Below are 20,195 nucleotides of genomic sequence, written 5' to 3'. Positions count from 1 at the left end.
TAGCCCGCGTTTTTTTATGCCCGTTCATAATGAATCGCGGGGATCATAGAGTCTCTTCGTAAAATTAGTTGTTTGAAAAAGTCTATTAATCTATTTATTAACAATTAATTTTATTATTATGAACAAAAAGTTTTCTACTTTGATGGCTTGTGCGATGTTAGCAGGTTCGATGTCTGCTTATTCGCAGACAAGTCATGGTGTTACGGGAAAGTGGGGAAATCCGAGTGAGACCCGTTACCGTACACAGAACACTGCAGTATCGGCTAGTGGGGCATTGGTTGATCGAAATACTGATGTTTCTGGTTATCAGGCTGTTCGTACAGACGCCTTTGATGTTTATAGTGCTGTTAACAAATTTAATAATAAGGCTGTAAACAAGATCAATCCGGAACACTATTATCAGTTGGAAGTTGGAGCTGATCAGGTTCTGGTTCAATTGCGTGATTATCAAACAGGAGAATTATATTTAAAAGTAGTTCCTGTAAATAAGTTGACAGATCAATATGCCACAGCAGCTACTTCTAATCCTACATTAAATTCTTCTTTGTGGAAAATTTCTGTTATTACAACGACAGAAGGTTCTAGAATGTTTCGTTTCGAAAACAAAGAGACGGGTTACTATTTGACTTATAACTGTGCAGAGGCAAATACAATTGGACTTAGTGATGTGTTGAATGGTGAACTTCAAGGCGGTAAAGCTAGTTTAGAAACAGAAATTATAAAAAGTGATGTGAGTGAATGGCGTTGGTATACCCAAGATGATATTTCGGGAAGTTCTAGTACTTTCTCAAATGCTCCATTGTATACATTTAATCATGATCGCGATGAATTTATTGGTCTTGCTTTAAATGCAAACAATGAAGTGGTTCTTGTGAAAATCCCGGCTAATCAAATTGGTAATGGTAACGATGCCATGATTAATACTTGGGGTATCTTGAATGTGACTGTTCGTAATGCTGGTGCTCGTACATTGACTGCGAATGATATTAATTCAATGATTGATGCAGATGGTTCTTATCAGAATGAAGCAGGAGCTACGCAAAATGTATTCGCTAAATTTAAAGCAACAAATGGATTTGAAAATAATGATTTGTTCTCAGGTGAGTATGTTGCTTTAAATACAGAAATTAGTGGATATAAGAATTCAGAGTATACATCTAGTGCTTATGCAGGTTATAGTATTGTCCTGAATAAGAAAGGTACAGATAAATACTTCATGGTAGCTACAGATGCTCGTTATGAAAATGTGAATCCTACAGAGCATGGTGGTTTGAAAGTTTATGATGAAGAAGCTCCTGCTAATTTGATAAAAGGAACCATGACTGCTCTGAAAGCTCGTTATCACTGGAAAGTTACTTATTACCCAACACAGGATAGCTTAGTGATGGAACCGTTGAATGCTTCAATGGTAGGTACTGAAGATTATAAGGCAGGTATAAAGTGGGCTGATACACCATTGGCAACAGCAGATCCTGAGTACTACTATAATACAATTAATCAGGCAAAAGCTCATGTAGCAGGACCTGCAGCTCCTACTACAAGCGTTCCATTTAATAAAAAAGCATATATCCCAGTCGCTTTAAAATTAATGAATGGTACTGATGATATTGATAATAATACAGTATTGACGGTTGGACAATCGCTGAATACAGCTATTGGACATAAAGTATTTGCACAGGGTGGGGCTAATTCTAAGTATGGATTACCAATGCCTACTGACAATGTTGCTGAAATGGGTATTAAGGTCCAGTTCAATCACACTTATACTTCGATGACTCGTGCAACAGTTGAGGAAGATGGTTTGTACTTTATTAAGGTTGCAGTTAAAGGAGAAGGTAAGCGTTCTGACTATCGTAAAGATGGAGACTATCTGGTTATGAATATGTGGGGTCAGTTGATGTATGACAGACCAGATGATTACCAGAATTATTTACACATGCCGGCTACTCAGTGGGTTATTGAAAAGGATACTTGCGAAGTTGGTTCTGTATTAAATAATGGTTTGGAACAGACTCCGTATGTAACTATTCGTAATCGTGAGTATGGTTCAGAAACTAATAAGGCATTCTATGGTCAGTTATATAAAACTGCGGATGGACGTTATTACATCATTAACCATAAGGACTACAATGTAAAATCAGATAACCAAGGTAAATTTAAAGAGAATATATTCTCTTGTGGTGATACATTGTATATCGAACAAATTACTGATAAAGCTATTACAGGAAATGCTTACTTAGGGTATAAGAACTTTAAGACAGATGATTTGAATTATGAAACTTGGGCTATCCAATATTCAACTGCAGAAACATATCAAGGATTGAATAATGATAAGTTCTTAGCGATTACAGAAGATGCTCATTTGGCTGTACAAGAAGATAAAGCTAAAGATTTTGAATTCTCTCAAGTTGAAGAAGTTGGATATGGTTGGACAACTGATGGCCTTGCTTCATTGAAGAGAAAGAGCTATGTGATGAAGGTTCGTGACAACAACTTGATTGATAACGAATGGAATTATTTGGTAGTTAAGGAAGATGCTAATGGAAATCCATATTATCAGCGTGAACATTTGAAGAATGTTGATGGAAAGAATATTTTGTTAGCTAAATTCTACTTTAAGGCTGATCAATTAACAGCAGATGGCGACACAGCTTATGTTCCTGTTCAGATCTTAGGTTGGCAAGATATGACTCGTCCTGCAACTGGCTGGACTGGTTGGGATGCTGGTGCTGCACCAATATTAGGAGCAGTTCAAACTGTTGCAAACTCTGCTAATGCTTACGACTATGTGTTATATCCTAATCGTACATATTTGGCAAATGGATTCAAACAGTTGGGTATTAAGACTCAGACAACAAAAGCTACTTATGTAACTTTGGATACTGATCCTGAAACTGTAAATGATGCGTTCGTATTCGTTAAAGAAGATCGTCCATTGTATATGCCAATTGGAAAAGATGTAACAAGTGGAGAAATGAACTCAACAATCCAGTTGTTCCGTACTCGTGGTAACTCAGACTTCAATTTAGCTACTGAGTTCTTCTATGAAGATGGTAATAATCAGAGTAATGTAGCAGAATCAGCAAATGCTCCGATTTCATTCTTAGGTGTAACAGCTGAAGGTGTTAAGCCTGTAGGTAAAGATGTAAATACTGAATTCTATGCTGATTCTGTTATTTCTTCTAATCCTCGTATGCCGCAATACTTGTTCTTTGTTGACAATGATTCAATCAAAGATGGTCGTTGGTGTTCAACTAATAAGCATGGATACTTCCCATCTGAAGAAATTGCAGATGATGAAGATGCAACTCATCATGTATTCTACAATGGTTATAATGCAGGTCGTGTATTGGTTAACTTGAATGACTCAGTATTCCGTACAAATACTAATATTGATTTGGATACAGAAGCTGCTAAGTATGCATTCCGCAACTATACTCGCTTAGGTTTTGTTGAAGGTATCCATATGAATGTTACAGCTGCTGAAGCAGCAGACGAAGATGCTGCATTCCACTTCTTGAATGACGGTCAGCCTGGTGAATATTTGTTGATCTTGAAGGGTGGTTTGACTTTGAAAGATTTGGCTTCAAAATGGAATGTATTAGATCCGGTTAAGGTTAAACAGGCTATTGAAGATGATAAGATTGATGTGAATGTATTGGATGGTAAGCATCAGAACTATGCGTTCTCATTGCGCTACACAGATGATGACCACAAAGATGTTCTTTTGGAATCTAAGGGTCGCAAAGATGCTAGTAGCTATTATGACGGTGCTATCGGTACATTTAATGAAGCTTCTTGGTTGAAGGTATTGAATGGTGTACCTGTATTAGCTCAACCTTATAACTACAACGGTGATCATACACAAATTGGTACTTCAAGTTCTTTGCAAGAGGTTGTAAATCAATCTGAAATCCTTGGCTTAGTTAAGGGTGCAACAGGTGAAGCTACCGCTAACGAAAACATCGCTGCTGGTAACGTAGTAGTAGCTGGTGTTAACGGTGCTGTAGTAGTTAAGGGTGCTGAAGGCAAGAACGTAATCGTAAGCACAATCTTAGGTAAGGTAATAGCTAACGAAGTAGTTTCTTCAGACAATGCAACAATCGCTGCTCCTCAGGGTGTAGTAGTCGTATCAGTTGACGGTGAAAGCTTCAAGGTAGTAGTAAAATAATTGACAATTGACGATTAACAATTGACAATTCATAATAATTGCGGTGGGAGAAATCCCATCGCAATCATTCAAAAGATATTTTTAAGTTAATAGTCACGAGCCTGATTTAATCAAGGCAAGTACCCCGTGAGGGAGAACAAGTGGCATTAGTATTAATAATAGTGTAATATAAAGTTTATGTTCTACCAGTAACCCTGAGAAGAGTAAACGTAGAATCTCAAAAAATGAAATCCCTGTCGTTCGTTTGGGCGGCAGGGATTTTTTGTTAATTTGATTTTTCACGATAAAATCTTATCTTTGCCTATCCCGCTATTGGGGCAAAACTTTTTAAAGAACCTTTTCTATGGAAAGAAAGAGCGTATTTATCAATCCGTTTGTGGATCGTGGTTTCAAGATTTTGTTCGGACAGAAAGAAAGTAAAGACTTGTTGATCGAATTGTTGAATGACTTGCTGGAAGGAGAGCGCCTCATTGAAGATCTCACCTATATGGACAAGGAAAATCCGAAAAAGACCATCGATGGCCGAGGCGTTATCTTTGACTTGAAGTGTGTGGATAAAGATGGTGCGATTTTCATTATCGAACTTCAAAATGCAGCCCAGCCTTATTTCTATGAACGCGGACTTTATTATCTTTGTCGCATTGTGGCCGATCAGGGAGAACCCGGTTCGTTGTGGGAATACCAAATGTATCCGGTTTATGGAATCTTTATCCTGAACTTCCGTTCAGGTCGGACAGACAAAGTCCGTACTGATATTATTCTGGCGGATCGAGATACAGGTAAACAGATGAGCAACGTTTTCCGGGAAATCTTTATCGAGATGCCCTTGTTCAAGAAGACAGAATCGGAATGTGAAACCCCGTTGGATTATTGGTTATATAATTTGAAGCACATGGAACAGTTGGAAACATTATCATTTAAAGGTCAGAAAGAACTATTCAACCGTTTGGAGCAGTTGGCCAAGATCGCCAATATGAACAAGAAAGAACGGGAAGAGTATGAAGAGTGCCTCAAAGTGTACCGTGATAATTATAGTATAGCCCTTTACCAGAAGCAACAGGCAGAAGCCCGGTATCAGGAAGGAATAACTGAGGGTATATTAACAACTGCTCGTCTCATGAAGCAGAATGGCATTTCTTTTGAGCAGATTAAATTGTGTACGGGATTGACTGAAGAGGAAATTAGCAACTTATAAAACGAATGAATATATGTAGCATGAATCTATATTAATAAGAGGTTGTCTCTTGATCGGTTGGTCTAACAGAGAAGGCAGAATTACGGCGGTAAATCACCTTTTGCAGGGGTGCAAAGCTCGGATTACGGCGGTAAACCACCTTTTGCAAGGGTGCAGACCCCAGATTACGATGGTAATCTGGATAAAGGTTAAAAATATTAACAGATCTAAGTCCTGAAATGATTCTATAGAAGGAGAAGAAAACGTAAAAAACAGACGAAAAAGAACTATATTCCCTTTTGATTTATTACTTTTGCCGCAAATTATTGATAAATGATTTACAATTGGAATTCAAGAACTGAATTATTGTTAGGAAAAGAGCGGCTGGAACGTTTTTCGGAAGCCCATGTTCTGATTGTTGGTTTGGGTGGTGTTGGCGCCTATGCGGCCGAACTGATTTGCCGGGCAGGTATCGGACAAATGACGATTGTGGATGCTGATACAGTCAATGAAAGTAATTTGAACCGACAGCTACCGGCGTTGCATTCAACGTTAGGAGAACCCAAGGCTGAGGTGGTGGCTGCACGCCTGATGGATATTAATCCGGAACTGAAACTGACGGTTGTCAATGAATTCCTGCGGGATGAACGGACCGAAGAGATTCTGGATCATGCGCACTACGATTTTATTGTCGATGCAATCGATTCCCTCAGTCCGAAAGTCTTTTTGTTATACCATGCATTGTTGCGGAAGATTCCCGTTGTTTCGTCGATGGGAGCCGGGGCCAAGATCGACCCGTCGCAAGTCCGTATCGCCGATATTTCGAAGACATCCAATTGTGCGCTGGCAAAGGCCGTGCGTAAACGCTTGCGAGGTTTGGGCGTACAGAAAGGAATACCGGTAGTTTATTCGACGGAAATGGCGAATCCGGATGCGGTGATAGAAGTGAATGATGAAGCCTGCAAACGGACGACAACAGGAACGGTTTCGTATATGCCGGCTATCTTCGGTTGTTATTTAGCTTCGTATGTGATCAGGAATATCGAATAAGAGGAATAAAAGAATATGATAGTAGCAGAAGGCATTACCAAGAGTTTTGGAAACTTGCAGGTATTGAAAGGAATAAACCTGACGATCAACCAGGGAGAAGTGGTTTCGATCGTTGGTCCGAGTGGAGCTGGTAAAACAACGTTACTTCAGATATTGGGTACGCTGGATAAGCCGGATGGCGGGCGTTTGCTGATACATGATACTGATGTGTTGCATTTGTCCGAACAGAAACTGTCGGCCTTCCGTAATCAGAATATCGGTTTTGTCTTTCAATTCCACCAGCTGTTGCCTGAATTTACGGCATTGGAGAATGTAATGATCCCGGCTTTGATAGCCAACGAGAAAGCTTCGGCAGCCGAAAAGCGGGCCAAAGAAATCCTGTCGTTTCTGAAACTGTCAGATCGGATGTCGCATAAACCGGCAGAGTTGTCGGGAGGAGAGAAACAACGGGTAGCCGTTGCTCGGGCGCTGATCAATCATCCACAGGTAATTTTGGCCGATGAGCCTTCTGGCAGTCTGGATACTCGGAACAAAGAAGAACTGCATGCCCTGTTCTTTGAATTACGCGACCAGATGAATCAGACGTTTGTGATTGTCACACACGACGAACAACTGGCTTCGCAGACCGACCGGACCATTCATATCCGGGATGGTGTTGTGAGCGAAGAAGCATCAATAAAAGAATAAAAGTCAACGAATTCATATAACAAACAGAATATGTCAACGAATAGAGCAACATTTGGAAGTAAACTGGGAGTGATCCTGGCAACCGTAGGATGTGCTGTGGGCTTGGGAAGTATTTGGCGTTTCCCATATATGGTAGGCGAGAATGGTGGAGCCGCTTTCTTGCTGGTGTTTATTATCTGTACGGTCTTATTGGGCTTGCCCATTATGATTACAGAATTCTTTATCGGACGGCATTCACGAAGTAATGCGGCCGGTTCGTTCAAGAAACTGGCACCACATACCAAATGGTCGTTGATCGGTTATAACGGTGTGCTGGCAGCTTTCCTGATTTTAGGATTCTATGCGGTGGTTTCCGGTTGGACATTGGAATATGTCTGGCAGGCATTGAGTGGAAACCTTTCCGGGAAGAGTGCTGCCGATTTTACCAATGATTTTCAGGCATTCTCAAGCAGTGTCTTCCGTCCGATCTTATGGACGGCTGTTTTTATCGGTATTACACATTATATTATAGCAGCCGGTGTAGAAAAAGGGATTGAGCGAGCTTCAAAAGTCATGATGCCGGCTCTGTTTCTGATATTATTGGTTTTATGTATCCGTTCGGTAACCCTGCCCGGAGTAAAAGACGGATTAGTCTTTCTGTTCCGTCCTGATTTCGGGAAAATCACTTCGTCGGTTGTATTGAGTGCCATGGGACAGACATTCTTCTCCTTAAGTATCGGGATGGGCTGTCTGATTACCTATGCATCCTATTTTGGGAAAGATACCAATCTGCAGGCAACCGCAGTACAGGTGACTGTATTGAATACATTAGTGGCATTATTAGCCGGAATAATGGTTTTCCCCGCAGTCTTCAGTTTCGGTATCGAACCAACAGCCGGTCCGGAATTGGTTTTCATTACCCTGCCGAATATCTTCGAGCAATTACCATTCGGTAGCGCCTGGTCGTTTATCTTCTTCATCCTGTTGGCACTGGCCGCACTGACATCAACTATTTCGTTGCATGAAGTCGCTACTGCCTATGTACACGAAGAATACAATGTACCTCGGAAGTTTGCAGCCTGGGTTGTTTCTATCGGAGTCTTTATCATCGGCGTTTTTGCTTCGCTTTCATTCGGTGTACTTAAAGAATATACTATCGGTGGGCTGACGATATTCAATGCCCTCGACTTCCTGACAGCCAAGATCATGATGCCATTGGGCGGAATGATGATCTGTGTGTTTGTTGGTCTGCGGATTGAAAAGAAGATATTAAAGGACGAATTGACCAACCACGGTACGATCCCGTTCTATTTCTTCCGGACGTATGCATTTTTCATTAAATACCTGGCTCCTTTGGCTATTGGTTTGATATTTATCAATGAATTGGGAATAATTGCGTATATTCGCCAAGCGATAGCATGAAAATAGGCTGAGCTGATCGCAGTATTGCATAAAATCATACGTATTATGTCTAAAGACAAGATGCTGACGCCAAGTTTCTGTTATATCTTGGCGGCTAATTTTCTACTCTTCTTTGCATTCTATCTGATTTTGCCGATTCTGGTATTCTATTTACAGGAAGAGTTCTCGGCCGGTAAGACAATGATCGGTTTTATCCTTTCATGTTATACGATTGCCGCGTTGTGTATCCGTCCTTTTTCCGGCTATTTGCTGGATACATTGTCTCGACGTCCGCTTTACTTGGTGGCTTATTTTATTTTCATAGCCATTTTCGGAGGATATATCCTGGCTACGAGCTTGACGCTTTTCATTGCCTTGCGTATTATACATGGTCTCTCGTTCGGGATGGTAACAGTGGCTGGTAATACGATTGTGATTGACATTTTACCTTCTTCCAGACGAGGTGAAGGAATTGGTTATTACGGATTGGCAAACAATATTGCCATGAGCTTTGGACCTATGACTGGGCTATTCATGCACAGTGTTTATTCTTACCAGACCATCTTCTTGTGTTCTCTGGTGACAGGAGCTGTTGGCTTTATCATGGCTTATTTAGTCAAGACACCTTATAAAGCCCCGGTACAGCATATGCCGATTTCCTTAGACCGTTTCTTCCTCAAGAAAGGCGTCTGGGCTGGTATATCCTTGTTGCTGTTATCAATTCCGTATGGTATGACGACAACCTATGTTGCCATGTATGCCGATGAGATCGGGATAGAAGTCAATCCTGGTTTGTATTTTACTTTTATGGCGATTGGCTTGGCCGTTTCCCGCATGTTTTCCGGGCGGCAAGTAGATAAAGGAAGGATTACGCTGGTTATCTCGTTAGGAATGTACTTGGCGGCTATCTCCTTCTTCGTCCTGTCGGCCTTGCATCTGTTGATGGAATGGAATCATGTGTTTAGTTCTTACTTGTATTTGGGAATTGCTTTGGCACAAGGTGTTGCCTTTGGAACCATGTTCCCGGCCTTTAATACCTTATTTGTCAATCTGGCAGCCCATAATCAACGGGGAACAGCAACTTCTACTTACCTGACCAGTTGGGATGTGGGTATTGGAATTGGTCTGATGATTGGTGGTTCGTTGGCACAAACCTTTGGTGGTTTTGAATATGCTTATCTGTGTGGTGCTTGTCTTACCGTTGTTTCTACTCTCTTCTTCCTGCTGAAAGCCGGTCCGCATTTCAATCGGGAAAAACTGAGATAATCTCCTTGTAGAGGCGTAGCGTGCTGCGCCTCCAGCGAATATATATAAACCTCAAAAACTCAAAATGAAAATAATAGCAGATGATACAATTCCTTTCTTGAAAGGAATAGCAGAGCCGATAGCTGACATTGTTTATATTCCGGCAAAAGGTTTTACTCCAGAAGTGGTGAAAGACGCTGATGCTTTGATTGTTCGTAGTATCGATAAATGTACTTCCGAATTGTTGGCCAGCAGCTGTGTCCGTCTGATTACGACTGCTACCATAGGCTTTGATCATATAGATATTCATTATTGCGAATCACATGGGATTACGTGGAAGAATGCACCAGGATGCAATGCGCCGTCGGTTGCCCAGTATGTCTTAGCCTCTTTGTTGCGGATAGCTTTACGAAGAGGAGAATCGCTGCAAGGAAAGACGTTGGGTATCATCGGGGTAGGACATGTAGGAAAAGAAGTGGAAAAGTTAGCTTCGCTTTTTGGTATGACCATCCTACGAAACGATCCACCCAGGGCAGAAGCCGAAGGCCCGGAACCTTTTGTCTCTTTGGAAGAACTGCTGGCTTGTGCCGATATCATCACTTGTCATGTACCATTTACTCGCGAAGGAAAATATCCTACCTGGCATCTGGCAGACGAAAAGTTCTTTAGTCAGGTACGTCGGGGTTGTTGGTTTATCAACAGTTGTCGGGGAGCTGTGCATGATACAAAAGCTTTGCTGGAAGCTCATCAGAAAGGACTGGTAGAAGAAATTATCCTTGATTGTTGGGAGAATGAACCTCAAATTAATCAGGAATTACTGAAAGTAGTCTCTATCGCAACGCCTCATATTGCCGGTTTCTCGGCTGATGGGAAGGCAACAGCTACCCGTATGTGTTTAGAAGAAATTCAGCGTTTCTTTCATGTTCGGTTTGACCGGTTGAAAGAAGTAGTGCCACCAGCACCTGCAAATCCGCTGATTAACCTGGATGCTTTTGAGGATCATCGGATAGAAAATGCCTTTTTGCAAACCTTCGACCCATTGGTTGTCGATAGGAAACTGAGAAAAGATCCTTCTACATTTGAATGGCTGCGCAATCATTATGATCATCCGCGTGAGCCGTTGGCCTATCAGGTAAAGCAGTCAACTCCTGCTGAAAAATCCCTGTTACAGCAAATCGGTTTCCAGGTGATTGGTTGAACTCTGAGAACTTTGTAAATCTGTAACATAAATGCTTACAGGTATCGAGCGGATCAAAAATAATCCGTATCTTTGCGGTGTATGAAAAAGAAATATTTTCTTCCCTGCCTCAGCAAATGTATGAGGCAGAGGAAAAATGTATGTGTATTACTGCTTATATTATTATTCAGCAGTTTGTCTGCTGTTTGGGCTCCTCTGAAAGCTCAGTATAGTATGGGAACTACCGGACTGATGAATATTCCGACTGCCGATATGCAACCCGACGGGACTTTTATGGCAGGTGGGAATTTTATGCCTTCTGCTATTTTGCCGCCCGAATGGAATTATCATTCCGGTAATTATTTCCTGAATATGACCTTTCTTCCTTTTCTGGAAGTGGCTTATCGTTGTACCTTGTTGAAAACAGGTGATGCGCATGGGAATAAATGGAATCAGGACCGTTCTGTATCCTTACGGCTCCGTCCATTGAAAGAAGGAAAATGGTGGCCGGCCATAGTGATCGGTTCCAATGATGCTTTTACTACCAATCAGTTAAATATGTTCGAAGATTCCGGAGGAAATCGCTTTTTCTCTTCCGTCTTTGCCGTTGGAACCAAGCATTTCCATTGGGGAGGACATCAGTTGGGTGTGACTGTCGGTGGTCATATTCCATTTCGTAGTGGTAGCTTGAATAAAGGTGTTTTAGGCGGTTTGGAATACCGTCCGGCTTTTTATCCGGATTGGGCACTCATGGTAGAATATGATTCGGATGTGATGAATGTCGGAACAGCTCTCCGGTTGTGGAAACATCTTTCTCTCCATGTGTTTTGCTATGACTGGCAGGCTGTTTGTGGCGGACTCCGGTATGAAGTAAAACTGTATTGATCTTCTAAGAAGAAAAACGAATAAAACGAAGTAATGCAGATGAAACAGATACTATTGATAGGCTTTCTATTCTTTTTCCCTTGGCTGGCGGGTGCCGGTTCGTATACCTCATTATTGAGGCAGATGGGAATGGAAAATATACGGGAAGTTGCAGATCCGGAAGGTGTTTATTTATGTTGGGAAGATCCTGTATATCGGGGTCCGGTACGTGGTCTGGCGGAAATTTTGCGTACTCTGGCTGTTCAGGAAGATTTGGTGCAAGATACGCATCTGGTTATTTTAGAAAATGGTTTGCCCCAAATACTGGTTAAAGTTTCAGCAGCAGACTGGGCTGATTATCGGGAAGACCGTATTTCGTGGGCTGATTTTGTCAACCGTCTGTTATTGACTTATGAAACGGATGATGTTATGCGTCGTTTCTCAGGGACAAAGACTGAACATCGAAGTGCCGGCAGAGTTGATTTTGTTGTTTATCCCCAGTTGCAGTTGCGTAATTCCTGGTTGGATAAAATCTATGGCGCTTCGGTAAACATAGCCCCGGCTGTAGAAATGCAATTGTGGAAAGGAGCCAGCTTTACGGGGCAAGTCATATTCCCGATCTGGAATAATATGGTAGGTGAGATGGATTATATCCGGGCTGGTCTATTGACCCTTCGTCAGGAAATCCGTTTGCCGAAACGATGGATGGCTTCTTTGACTGTAGGTAATTTTACTCAGCAGCGAATCGGTGCCGATTTGCAGTTAACATGGAGAACGGCTAATGACCGCTGGCTATTAGGAGCTCGGGGAGGACTTACGGGAGCATCCGTCGTACAGGAAGGGCGTTGGCAAGTCAGCCGTTGGGAACGGCTGAGTGGTGCTGTATGGGGACGATATTTTGAGCCTCATTATCAGTTGGAATTGGAACTGACTGCCGAACGATATATTTATGGGGATTATGGAGCCCGGTTTGATTGTGTCCGTCATTTTGGAGAAACAACCGTTGGTTTGTTTGCTATGGTTTCCGGAGGAGAAGCCAATGGAGGTTTTAGTTTTTCTGTACCTTTGCCTCGAAAGAAACGGATGCAACGTAAAGCAGTTCGAATCCGTTTGCCAGAGTATTGGGGGCTGACCTATGAAGCACAAAGTGGTAATGAATATGCCGAAAGACGATTGGGACGCCGGTATCAGACAGATCCGGTTGTCAGCAGGACAAATCGTTTCTATAATCCGGATTATGTACGGAAGCAGTTGATGAGACTTTAAGCAGTTCAGGTTGTATGGAGAGGTACATAAGCATTAGAAGAGAGCTAGGAAGTGGATAATTTCTTAAATCTGTGTTTTTTTACAACAAAATAGGTTGTTGAATCAAACTATTCACTACTTTTGTGGCATATCTATATATTATGCATTGAGTAAAGAACTGTAGAACAGCTTTAATCTATGAATAAGTTGTATTAGAATGAATTAAACGTTTAACTTATTGACAGCAAAAAAGTCATATAAAGAAATATTAATTATAAATAAAAAACGTATGAACAAGTATTTGACAGGGGCATTTGCTTTTGCCCTGTTATTAAGCACAAGTCTTTCATTTACATCTTGTAAAGATGAAGATGAGGTAACGCAGACACCTGAACAAGTGGAAACTAAAATTGAAGCTTATGTTTCAGGACGAGTAATGGAAATGGGAAAACCATTAGCTGATGTAACCGTAGCAGCCGGTGAAATTACATCAACTACAGATAGCGAAGGTAATTATACGTTGGCTATCGGAAGTGCAGGTGACGTGACTGTAACAGCTTATAAAGACGGTTATGTTGCAGCATCTTCTCAAGTAACAGTTGCAGAATCTGAAATTTTGTCGTTAGATTTTGAATTGACTCAGCAGAATGAATCAGTAACTTTATCTCCTGATGCAGAATTGGTTTTAGAAGAAAAACGTGATGAATTTACTACTTTGTTTTTCCAACCCCAATCAGTGACTGCCGCAACAGAGGTATCAATTACAGAATATATTACACGTGCTGAAAAAGATAATATGGGCGCTTTGTCTGTTATCTATTGTACTCCTGATGGACAGCAATTTGAACAGCCTGTAAAAATTCAGGTAGTTCGTAACACAAGTTCAGACTTGTATTTTGCCAATATGAAACACTACGTGGAAGAAAATGGTACATGGAAAGTAGAAAGTGATATGACTGTTGATCCGGAAACCGGAGATTATGTAGGTGAACTGGATCACTTTTCTAGTCATGCTTTTGGTGTAGAAGCTCAATGGGGTGCTAAAACTGCAACAACAGAAGATGGTGCTTCTCAAGAATTTGATAACAGAGGTAAATTGGATGCTGTAAAAGTTCCGTTGACGGTTGAATCAAAGAACGGATGGGAAGTTGACGGTGATCTGGCATCTATCATACGTACTGCTTTATCTGGTGTCAGTGAAGCTGATGCAACAGAATTAGCTTCTGAATTAAACCGAATGATCCGTAATGCAAAAGGTAGTGAATCTTCTGTTTCAACGCAGCAGGTGAAATTGAATGAGATCAGTATCAGTGGTGATACGAAGGCAACAGTTGCTGTTCAGCATAAGATATCAACTTCTTCCATGACAGTATCTGTTATGTTTAAGGGACAGCCGGTTTCAATTAGTGTTCCAGTAAAAGTGTATAACGGTGTTTCCATGAAGGTCTCTTATGAATACGGATCTTTAACGCCGGAACATTCAGGTGGTAATATCGGATAAGTAAGATATTATTCTATCATTGAGGCACGGCACTTCGGGATTTGTATGAACTCGTAGTTCCGTGTCTTTGTGTTTCTTCATAATTAGATGACTTTAGTAAACAATTTTTTCGTTTACGGGTTATAGGCTAGGAGTTTCATTTTATCCGGAACTTAGACCGGAATTTTCAGATAAACAAAATCAAAAGTATGCAAATTGGAAAGCTCGCGAAATGGATGTTGTTGAGCTGGGTCATCCTGTTCTCAGCTTGTAACTCAACAAAAGAGGTCGTATATCTGCAAGATGTCGTGCCTTTGAAACAACAGGATATTGAACGAAAATACGAAGTGTTTATTCACGAAGATGACTTGCTCTCCATTATGGTGAACAGTAAGGATCCTGAGTTGGCATTGCCTTTTAATATGCCGTTAGTAACGTATCAGATTGGTAGTGAAAGTGCCGGTCAACAACGTGTACTAGGTTATTTGGTAGATACCAATGGAGATATTGACTTCCCGATTTTAGGCAAGATCCATGTGGCAGGTCTTTCTCGTTTGGAATTACGCGATTTGATAAAAGAAAAATTGATAAGTGGAGATTATATTAAAGATCCGGTTGTAACAGTACAATTCTTGAATTATAAAGTATCCGTTATGGGTGAAGTTGCTCGTCCCGGATCATTTACGATAACAGGTGATCGTATTACATTGCTGGAAGCTTTGAGTATGGCTGGAGATTTGACCATTTATGGTCGGCGTGACCGGGTAGCAGTTATCCGCGAGGAAAATGGTAAACGCACCATTTTATTCCATGATTTGCGTTCGTCAGAGATATTTACATCTCCTTGTTATTATTTGCAACAGAATGATATTGTTTATGTAGAACCGAATAAAGCGAAAGCTGGTCAGCGTGATATCAATCAGAACAACTCAGTGAGTGTCTGGTTGTCGGCTGTTTCTGTTTTAGCGGCAGTAGCTTCTTTGTTGGTCACTGTGTTTAAATAATTAAGCTTCTAATTCGAAAAACCTCAAAACGATGAATCAAATGGATTATTCAGATAATACACAGATTCGTGATCGCGAATGGCAGGAAGAGAACGGGAACGAATTAAACCTGATGGACTTGTTGCATATTTGCCTTGTCAATTGGAAATGGTTCCTTTTATCATTAGTGCTCTGTACAGGTTTGGCTTACTTGTATTTATTACAAGCACCACGGGTGTATACGCGTACTGCCTCTGTCATGATCAAAGAAGAGAATAAGAACGGTAACTTGGCTAATAACTTCGGATTCTCAACAGACCTGACTTCTTTAGGTTTTAAGAATAATGTGGATAATGAAGTGTTGGTCTTCAAGACTTACCGCTTGATGGAAAAGGTGGCTCAGCGCTTGCATCTGGATGTAAGCTATACGATTAAACCGCAACTTCGGAAGATTGAATTATATCGTCAGTCTCCGGTATCGTTGTCTTTCCCCGAGGCAGAGGCCAGTCAGTCTTTTGCATTAAAGGTGACACCTTTGAATGAAAATGAAGTTATGCTGTCTGATTTTGTCGTAATAGATGAAAACGGGAAAGAGCAGGAAATCTCGAAACAGGTAAAGGTGGCTTTAAAAGATTCCATCTCTACTCCTGTGGGGAAAGTTATCGTAAATCCGAGTTTCTATTACACCAATCAATATTTTAATACACCTATTCAGGTTCGGAAGTCTAATCTGGAAGGCGTCGCTAAAAGCTATTTGAATAACTTGCAGACAAGTTTAGCGTCTAAGACTTCTACAATCATTAATTTGACGCTGCAGGATGTCTCTATCTCCCGGGCTGAAGATGTGCTGAATACATTGATTGCTGTATACAATGAAGCAGCCATTGATGATAAGAACCAGATTACGATTAATACTTCTGAGTTCATTGCAGAACGTCTGGTGATTATTGAAAAAGAATTGGGTAGCGTAGATGCGGATATTGAAAAGTTTAAGCAGGAAAACCGATTGACGGATATTACTTCTGAATCGGGTATGTATCTTGAATCAACCAGCCGTTTCCAGCAGGAAGGTGTTATGGTTGAAAACCAATTGACTATGGCTAAATATATTCGGGAATATTTGTCTGACCCGAACAAGGCTTCTGATCTGATTCCTGCCAATACTGGAATATCGGATGCCAATATTGAACAACAGATTGCCGTTTATAATGAGACGTTACTGAAGCGTGACCGTCTGATCAGTAACAGTAGTAACCGGAACCCGGTTGTTATGGATTTGAATAATAATTTGGGTGCGATGAAGCAGACAATCATTCGGGCTATCGACAACCTGATTGTCAGCTTAGATATTAAAAGTGATAATATCCGGATGCAGGAAGAACAGATTACCAAACGTATATCGGCTGTTCCGACTCAGCAGAAGTATGTGCTTTCTGTAGAACGTCAGCAGAAGATTAAAGAGGCTTTGTATTTGTTCTTGCTGAATAAGCGTGAAGAGAATGCGTTGACACAGGCTATGACGGAAAGTAACATGCGTGTGTTGGATGAAGCTACGGGTAGTTCGGCTCCTGTTGCTCCGAAATCGGCTATGATTATGCTGGCTGGTTTGATCCTGGGATTGGCTATTCCTGCCGGTATTTTGTGGCTGCGTTGGGCTAATGATACGCGTATCCGTTCCATGAAAGATGTGCAAGACCGTACGGCTCTTCCTTTATTGGGTGAAATTCCGGCATTGGAAAAGAATCAGGAGAAACTGGTTGTTAAGGAAGGTAGCCGTGATGCCGTCTCTGAGGCATTCCGTATTTTGCGTGCGAATATGGATTTTATGCGAGGTGGAGATGAACACATGCAGGTATTGTTGTTTACCTCAATGAATGCTGGTGCAGGTAAGACCTTTATTTCTTCCAATTTAGCGGCTAGTTTGGTGTTGACACATCAGAAAGTTGTTTTACTGGATTTGGATATCCGTAAAGGTACATTGGGTAAGCAGGCGGGCTATAGGGGTGAAGGTATCACGAATTATCTGTCGGGTAAAGTAACGGATGTGACTTCGTTGATCTGTCAGGATGAACTGGTTCCCGGCTTGGATGTGATTCATGCGGGTCCGGTACCTCCTAATCCGGCAGAATTGTTGCAGAACAAACGCCTGGATGCCATGATCGCAGAATTGCGTACTCGTTATGATTATATCTTGTTAGATAACGTACCTGCCGGATTGGTGGCTGATGCGCAGATTGTAGCCCGACTGGCTGATTTGACTATCTGTGTCATCCGTGCCGGCGTGCTGGATCGTCGTCAGATTCCGGCTTTGGAAATGCTTCCACGTCGTTTCCCGAAATTCTCCTTGGTATTGAACTACGTGAAAGGGCATCATGGTGGCTATGGTTATGGTTACGGATACGGCTATGGCTATGGCTACGGGTATGGTAATGAGAAGAAGAAAAAATAAACCATGTTTGGATTATTTGGAAAGAAAAAGATACTGAAAAGTGGACTGCTGGAAGGAATGACGGATATTCATTGTCATTTGCTTCCTGCAGTCGACGATGGAGCAGAAAATAAGGATGAGGCGTTGCAGGCATTGAGACTGATGGAGTCGATAGGCGTGCAGCGCCTTTTCTTTACACCTCATGTCATGGAAGAATTGACTTCCAATCGGGCTGATTTTCTTCAGGAGCGGTTTGAACGTTTCTGTTCTGAACAGCCAGCGTCCATTGAATTGCGGCTTGCTGCCGAATATATGCTTGATCCTGCTTTCTCAGAACGCCGAAAAGAAGGATTGTTGACTTTCAATGGAACGCATGTACTGGTAGAAACTTCTTATCTGATGCCTCCTTTGGGATTTCGCGAGATTTTGTTTGATTTGCAGGCCGAAGGCTATCAACCTATTCTGGCTCATCCTGAGCGTTACCGGTATATGAGTCCGGAAGATTATGACTGGTTGTTCGAACATGGGATAGCTCTTCAGCTGAATCTGATGTCGCTGGCTGGTACGTATGGTCCGAGTCCGTTAAGACGGGCGGAAGATTTACTGGCCAAGAGTTATTATACCTTTATAGGTTCTGATTGCCATCGGCGGGATGTGTACGAACGTTCCCTGCAACACCTTAAGGTTTCGAAAGCACAGCTCAAGGCGTTGAACTTACTGGTTGAAAATAATAAGCGGCTGGCTCAGTAATCACTGCGCTCAGATGCCCCATCCTTCACGATCCAGATTCCGGTAATGAATGGCTTCTGCCAGATGATTGGACTGAATGGATGCCGAACCTTCCAGATCTGCAATTGTCCGTGATACTTTCAATATCCGGTCGTAAGCACGGGCGGATAAGTTCAACTTCGTCATGGCATTCTTGAGTAGTTTTAATCCTTCCGCATCCGGTACGGCATAGGTATGTAATAGCCGGCTGTTCATTTGGGCATTACAATAGAATCCCGGATGGTCTTTGAAACGTTCTTCCTGAATGTTTCGGGCTGCAATGACCCGTTCCCGAATGGCGGAACTTGGCTCAGCCGGTGTTTGTTCCGAGATCTTCTCAAAGGGTACCGGAACGATTTCAATTTGAATGTCAATCCGATCGAGTAATGGACCTGAAATCCGGTTCATGTATTTCTGGACAACTCCGGGTGAGCATACGCAGGCTTTGGTGGGATGATTATAGTAGCCGCATGGACAAGGATTCATGGAAGCTACCAACATAAAGCCTGCCGGATATTCTACCGTAAAGCGAGCCCGTGAAATACTGATCATCCGGTCTTCTAGTGGTTGCCGCATGACTTCCAGTACACTTCGGTTGAATTCGGGCAGTTCATCTAAAAATAGAATACCGTTGTGGGCTAGACTGATTTCTCCGGGTTGCGGATAAGAACCTCCGCCTACCATGGCTACATCTGAGATCGTGTGGTGTGGCGAACGGAATGGCCGTTGGGTCATTAATGAGGTTTCATTCCCGATTTTCCCGGCTACCGAATGAATCTTGGTCGTTTCTAAGGATTCGTGCAAAGTGAATGGTGGCAGAATAGAGGGCAATCGTTTGGCCATCATGGATTTTCCACTTCCCGGTGGACCGATCATCAGTAAGTTATGTCCGCCTGCTGCAGCTACTTCCAAGGCACGTTTGACGTTTTCCTGTCCGCGCACTTCCGAAAAATCATATTCAAACTGTAGTTGGCGGGCATAAAATTCCTTTCTCGTATCTACGATAGTTGGTTCCAGTTCCTTTTTACCATCAATGAATTCGATGACATCCCGTATGTTCGTAACGCCATATACTTCCAGCTTATTGACAACAGCGGCTTCCCGGGCATTTTGCTGCGGTAAGATGAATCCTTTGAATCCGGCTTCCCTGGCTTTAATCGCAATGGGTAAGACGCCTTTTATCGGCTTTAAAGTGCCGTCGAGCGATAATTCTCCCATCAACATGTATTGGGAAAGCTTTTCGGAACTGATCATTTCAGCTCCGGCCAGTATGCCGATGGCTAGCGGAAGATCGTAGGCCGAACCTTCTTTCCGGATATCGGCTGGAGCCATGTTGATAACGATCCGGCTGCGGGGAAACTTATATCCGCTTTCCTGTAAGGCAGATATGATACGTTCATGGCTTTCCCGTACGGCTACGTCCGGAAGTCCGACTAAAAAGAACTGAATGCCTTTACTACAGTTTACTTCGATTGTGATGATTGTTGCCGATATACCTTGTACGGCGGCTGCAAAAGTCTTGACCAACATAGTTAAAGTTTTA

Annotated in this window: 14 protein-coding genes; 13 read left to right on the top strand and 1 reads right to left on the bottom strand. The window is 42.0% G+C overall.

What is annotated here, in order from left to right; genetic code table 11:
- The first annotated feature begins 118 nt into the window (after nucleotides 1-118).
- From MUN53_RS08095 to MUN53_RS08035, 13 genes are all read left to right on the top strand, one after another.
- Nucleotides 119-4,171, top strand: coding sequence for a DUF6383 domain-containing protein (locus MUN53_RS08095; protein ID WP_243324639.1), 4,053 nt, complete (start codon nucleotides 119-121; stop codon nucleotides 4,169-4,171).
- A 343-nt stretch (nucleotides 4,172-4,514) separates the two neighbouring features.
- Nucleotides 4,515-5,366, top strand: coding sequence for an Rpn family recombination-promoting nuclease/putative transposase (locus MUN53_RS08090; protein WP_243324637.1), 852 nt, complete (start codon nucleotides 4,515-4,517; stop codon nucleotides 5,364-5,366).
- A gap of 312 nt (nucleotides 5,367-5,678) precedes the next feature.
- Nucleotides 5,679-6,395: a tRNA threonylcarbamoyladenosine dehydratase gene (locus MUN53_RS08085; protein ID WP_243324635.1), complete on the top strand. Its 717-nt coding sequence runs from the start codon at nucleotides 5,679-5,681 to the stop codon at nucleotides 6,393-6,395.
- Nucleotides 6,396-6,410: 15 nt separating this feature from the next.
- Nucleotides 6,411-7,082 carry an ABC transporter ATP-binding protein gene (locus tag MUN53_RS08080; protein WP_022456635.1) on the top strand — a complete coding sequence of 224 codons (672 nt, stop codon included), beginning with the start codon at nucleotides 6,411-6,413 and terminating at the stop codon, nucleotides 7,080-7,082.
- Between the two features lie 30 nt (nucleotides 7,083-7,112).
- A complete protein-coding gene (locus MUN53_RS08075; RefSeq protein WP_243324633.1) occupies nucleotides 7,113-8,483 on the top strand; it encodes a sodium-dependent transporter in 1,371 nt (456 codons plus the stop codon).
- Between the two features lie 45 nt (nucleotides 8,484-8,528).
- Nucleotides 8,529-9,728, top strand: coding sequence for an MFS transporter (locus tag MUN53_RS08070; RefSeq protein ID WP_243324631.1), 1,200 nt, complete (start codon nucleotides 8,529-8,531; stop codon nucleotides 9,726-9,728).
- Between the two features lie 64 nt (nucleotides 9,729-9,792).
- Nucleotides 9,793-10,905, top strand: a complete 1,113-nt coding sequence (gene pdxB / locus MUN53_RS08065) for a 4-phosphoerythronate dehydrogenase PdxB (RefSeq protein ID WP_243324629.1) — start codon at nucleotides 9,793-9,795, stop codon at nucleotides 10,903-10,905.
- Nucleotides 10,906-11,025: 120 nt separating this feature from the next.
- Nucleotides 11,026-11,769, top strand: a complete 744-nt coding sequence (locus tag MUN53_RS08060) for a YjbH domain-containing protein (protein ID WP_243324626.1) — start codon at nucleotides 11,026-11,028, stop codon at nucleotides 11,767-11,769.
- A gap of 39 nt (nucleotides 11,770-11,808) precedes the next feature.
- Nucleotides 11,809-13,014 carry a YjbH domain-containing protein gene (locus MUN53_RS08055; protein WP_243324622.1) on the top strand — a complete coding sequence of 402 codons (1,206 nt, stop codon included), beginning with the start codon at nucleotides 11,809-11,811 and terminating at the stop codon, nucleotides 13,012-13,014.
- Nucleotides 13,015-13,282: 268 nt separating this feature from the next.
- The gene (locus tag MUN53_RS08050) at nucleotides 13,283-14,494 is read left to right on the top strand and encodes a carboxypeptidase-like regulatory domain-containing protein (protein WP_243324619.1); all 1,212 of its coding nucleotides are present in this window, start codon (nucleotides 13,283-13,285) and stop codon (nucleotides 14,492-14,494) included.
- 215 nt (nucleotides 14,495-14,709) lie between these two features.
- A complete protein-coding gene (locus MUN53_RS08045; protein ID WP_243324657.1) occupies nucleotides 14,710-15,477 on the top strand; it encodes a polysaccharide biosynthesis/export family protein in 768 nt (255 codons plus the stop codon).
- A 40-nt stretch (nucleotides 15,478-15,517) separates the two neighbouring features.
- A complete protein-coding gene (locus MUN53_RS08040) occupies nucleotides 15,518-17,905 on the top strand; it encodes a GumC family protein (protein WP_243324616.1) in 2,388 nt (795 codons plus the stop codon).
- A gap of 3 nt (nucleotides 17,906-17,908) precedes the next feature.
- On the top strand, nucleotides 17,909-18,634 hold the full coding sequence (locus MUN53_RS08035) for a tyrosine-protein phosphatase (RefSeq protein ID WP_243324614.1): 726 nt from the start codon (nucleotides 17,909-17,911) through the stop codon (nucleotides 18,632-18,634).
- Nucleotides 18,635-18,643: 9 nt separating this feature from the next.
- Here the strand turns inward: MUN53_RS08035 and MUN53_RS08030 are convergent, their stop codons facing one another.
- On the bottom strand, nucleotides 18,644-20,182 hold the full coding sequence (locus MUN53_RS08030) for a YifB family Mg chelatase-like AAA ATPase (RefSeq protein ID WP_243324605.1): 1,539 nt from the start codon (nucleotides 20,180-20,182) through the stop codon (nucleotides 18,644-18,646).
- Nucleotides 20,183-20,195 lie beyond the last annotated feature (13 nt).

It is taken from the genome of Parabacteroides faecalis (assembly GCF_022809355.1).
Classification (GTDB): Bacteria; Bacteroidota; Bacteroidia; order Bacteroidales; family Tannerellaceae; genus Parabacteroides; species Parabacteroides faecalis.
Note: the sequence above shows the minus strand (reverse complement) of the source record. Positions and strands in the feature narration are given on the sequence as shown.

What these genes read in the sequence shown, in the direction of transcription:
- MUN53_RS08095 (WP_243324639.1), top strand. Translation starts at nt 119, where the DNA reads ATGAACAAAAAGTTTTCTACTTTGATGGCTTGTGCGATGTTAGCAGGT.
- MUN53_RS08090 (WP_243324637.1), top strand. Translation starts at nt 4,515, where the DNA reads ATGGAAAGAAAGAGCGTATTTATCAATCCGTTTGTGGATCGTGGTTTC.
- MUN53_RS08085 (WP_243324635.1), top strand. Translation starts at nt 5,679, where the DNA reads ATGATTTACAATTGGAATTCAAGAACTGAATTATTGTTAGGAAAAGAG.
- MUN53_RS08080 (WP_022456635.1), top strand. Translation starts at nt 6,411, where the DNA reads ATGATAGTAGCAGAAGGCATTACCAAGAGTTTTGGAAACTTGCAGGTA.
- MUN53_RS08075 (WP_243324633.1), top strand. Translation starts at nt 7,113, where the DNA reads ATGTCAACGAATAGAGCAACATTTGGAAGTAAACTGGGAGTGATCCTG.
- MUN53_RS08070 (WP_243324631.1), top strand. Translation starts at nt 8,529, where the DNA reads ATGTCTAAAGACAAGATGCTGACGCCAAGTTTCTGTTATATCTTGGCG.
- pdxB (WP_243324629.1), top strand. Translation starts at nt 9,793, where the DNA reads ATGAAAATAATAGCAGATGATACAATTCCTTTCTTGAAAGGAATAGCA.
- MUN53_RS08060 (WP_243324626.1), top strand. Translation starts at nt 11,026, where the DNA reads ATGAGGCAGAGGAAAAATGTATGTGTATTACTGCTTATATTATTATTC.
- MUN53_RS08055 (WP_243324622.1), top strand. Translation starts at nt 11,809, where the DNA reads ATGAAACAGATACTATTGATAGGCTTTCTATTCTTTTTCCCTTGGCTG.
- MUN53_RS08050 (WP_243324619.1), top strand. Translation starts at nt 13,283, where the DNA reads ATGAACAAGTATTTGACAGGGGCATTTGCTTTTGCCCTGTTATTAAGC.
- MUN53_RS08045 (WP_243324657.1), top strand. Translation starts at nt 14,710, where the DNA reads ATGTTGTTGAGCTGGGTCATCCTGTTCTCAGCTTGTAACTCAACAAAA.
- MUN53_RS08040 (WP_243324616.1), top strand. Translation starts at nt 15,518, where the DNA reads ATGGATTATTCAGATAATACACAGATTCGTGATCGCGAATGGCAGGAA.
- MUN53_RS08035 (WP_243324614.1), top strand. Translation starts at nt 17,909, where the DNA reads ATGTTTGGATTATTTGGAAAGAAAAAGATACTGAAAAGTGGACTGCTG.
- MUN53_RS08030 (WP_243324605.1), bottom strand. Translation starts at nt 20,182, where the DNA reads ATGTTGGTCAAGACTTTTGCAGCCGCCGTACAAGGTATATCGGCAACA.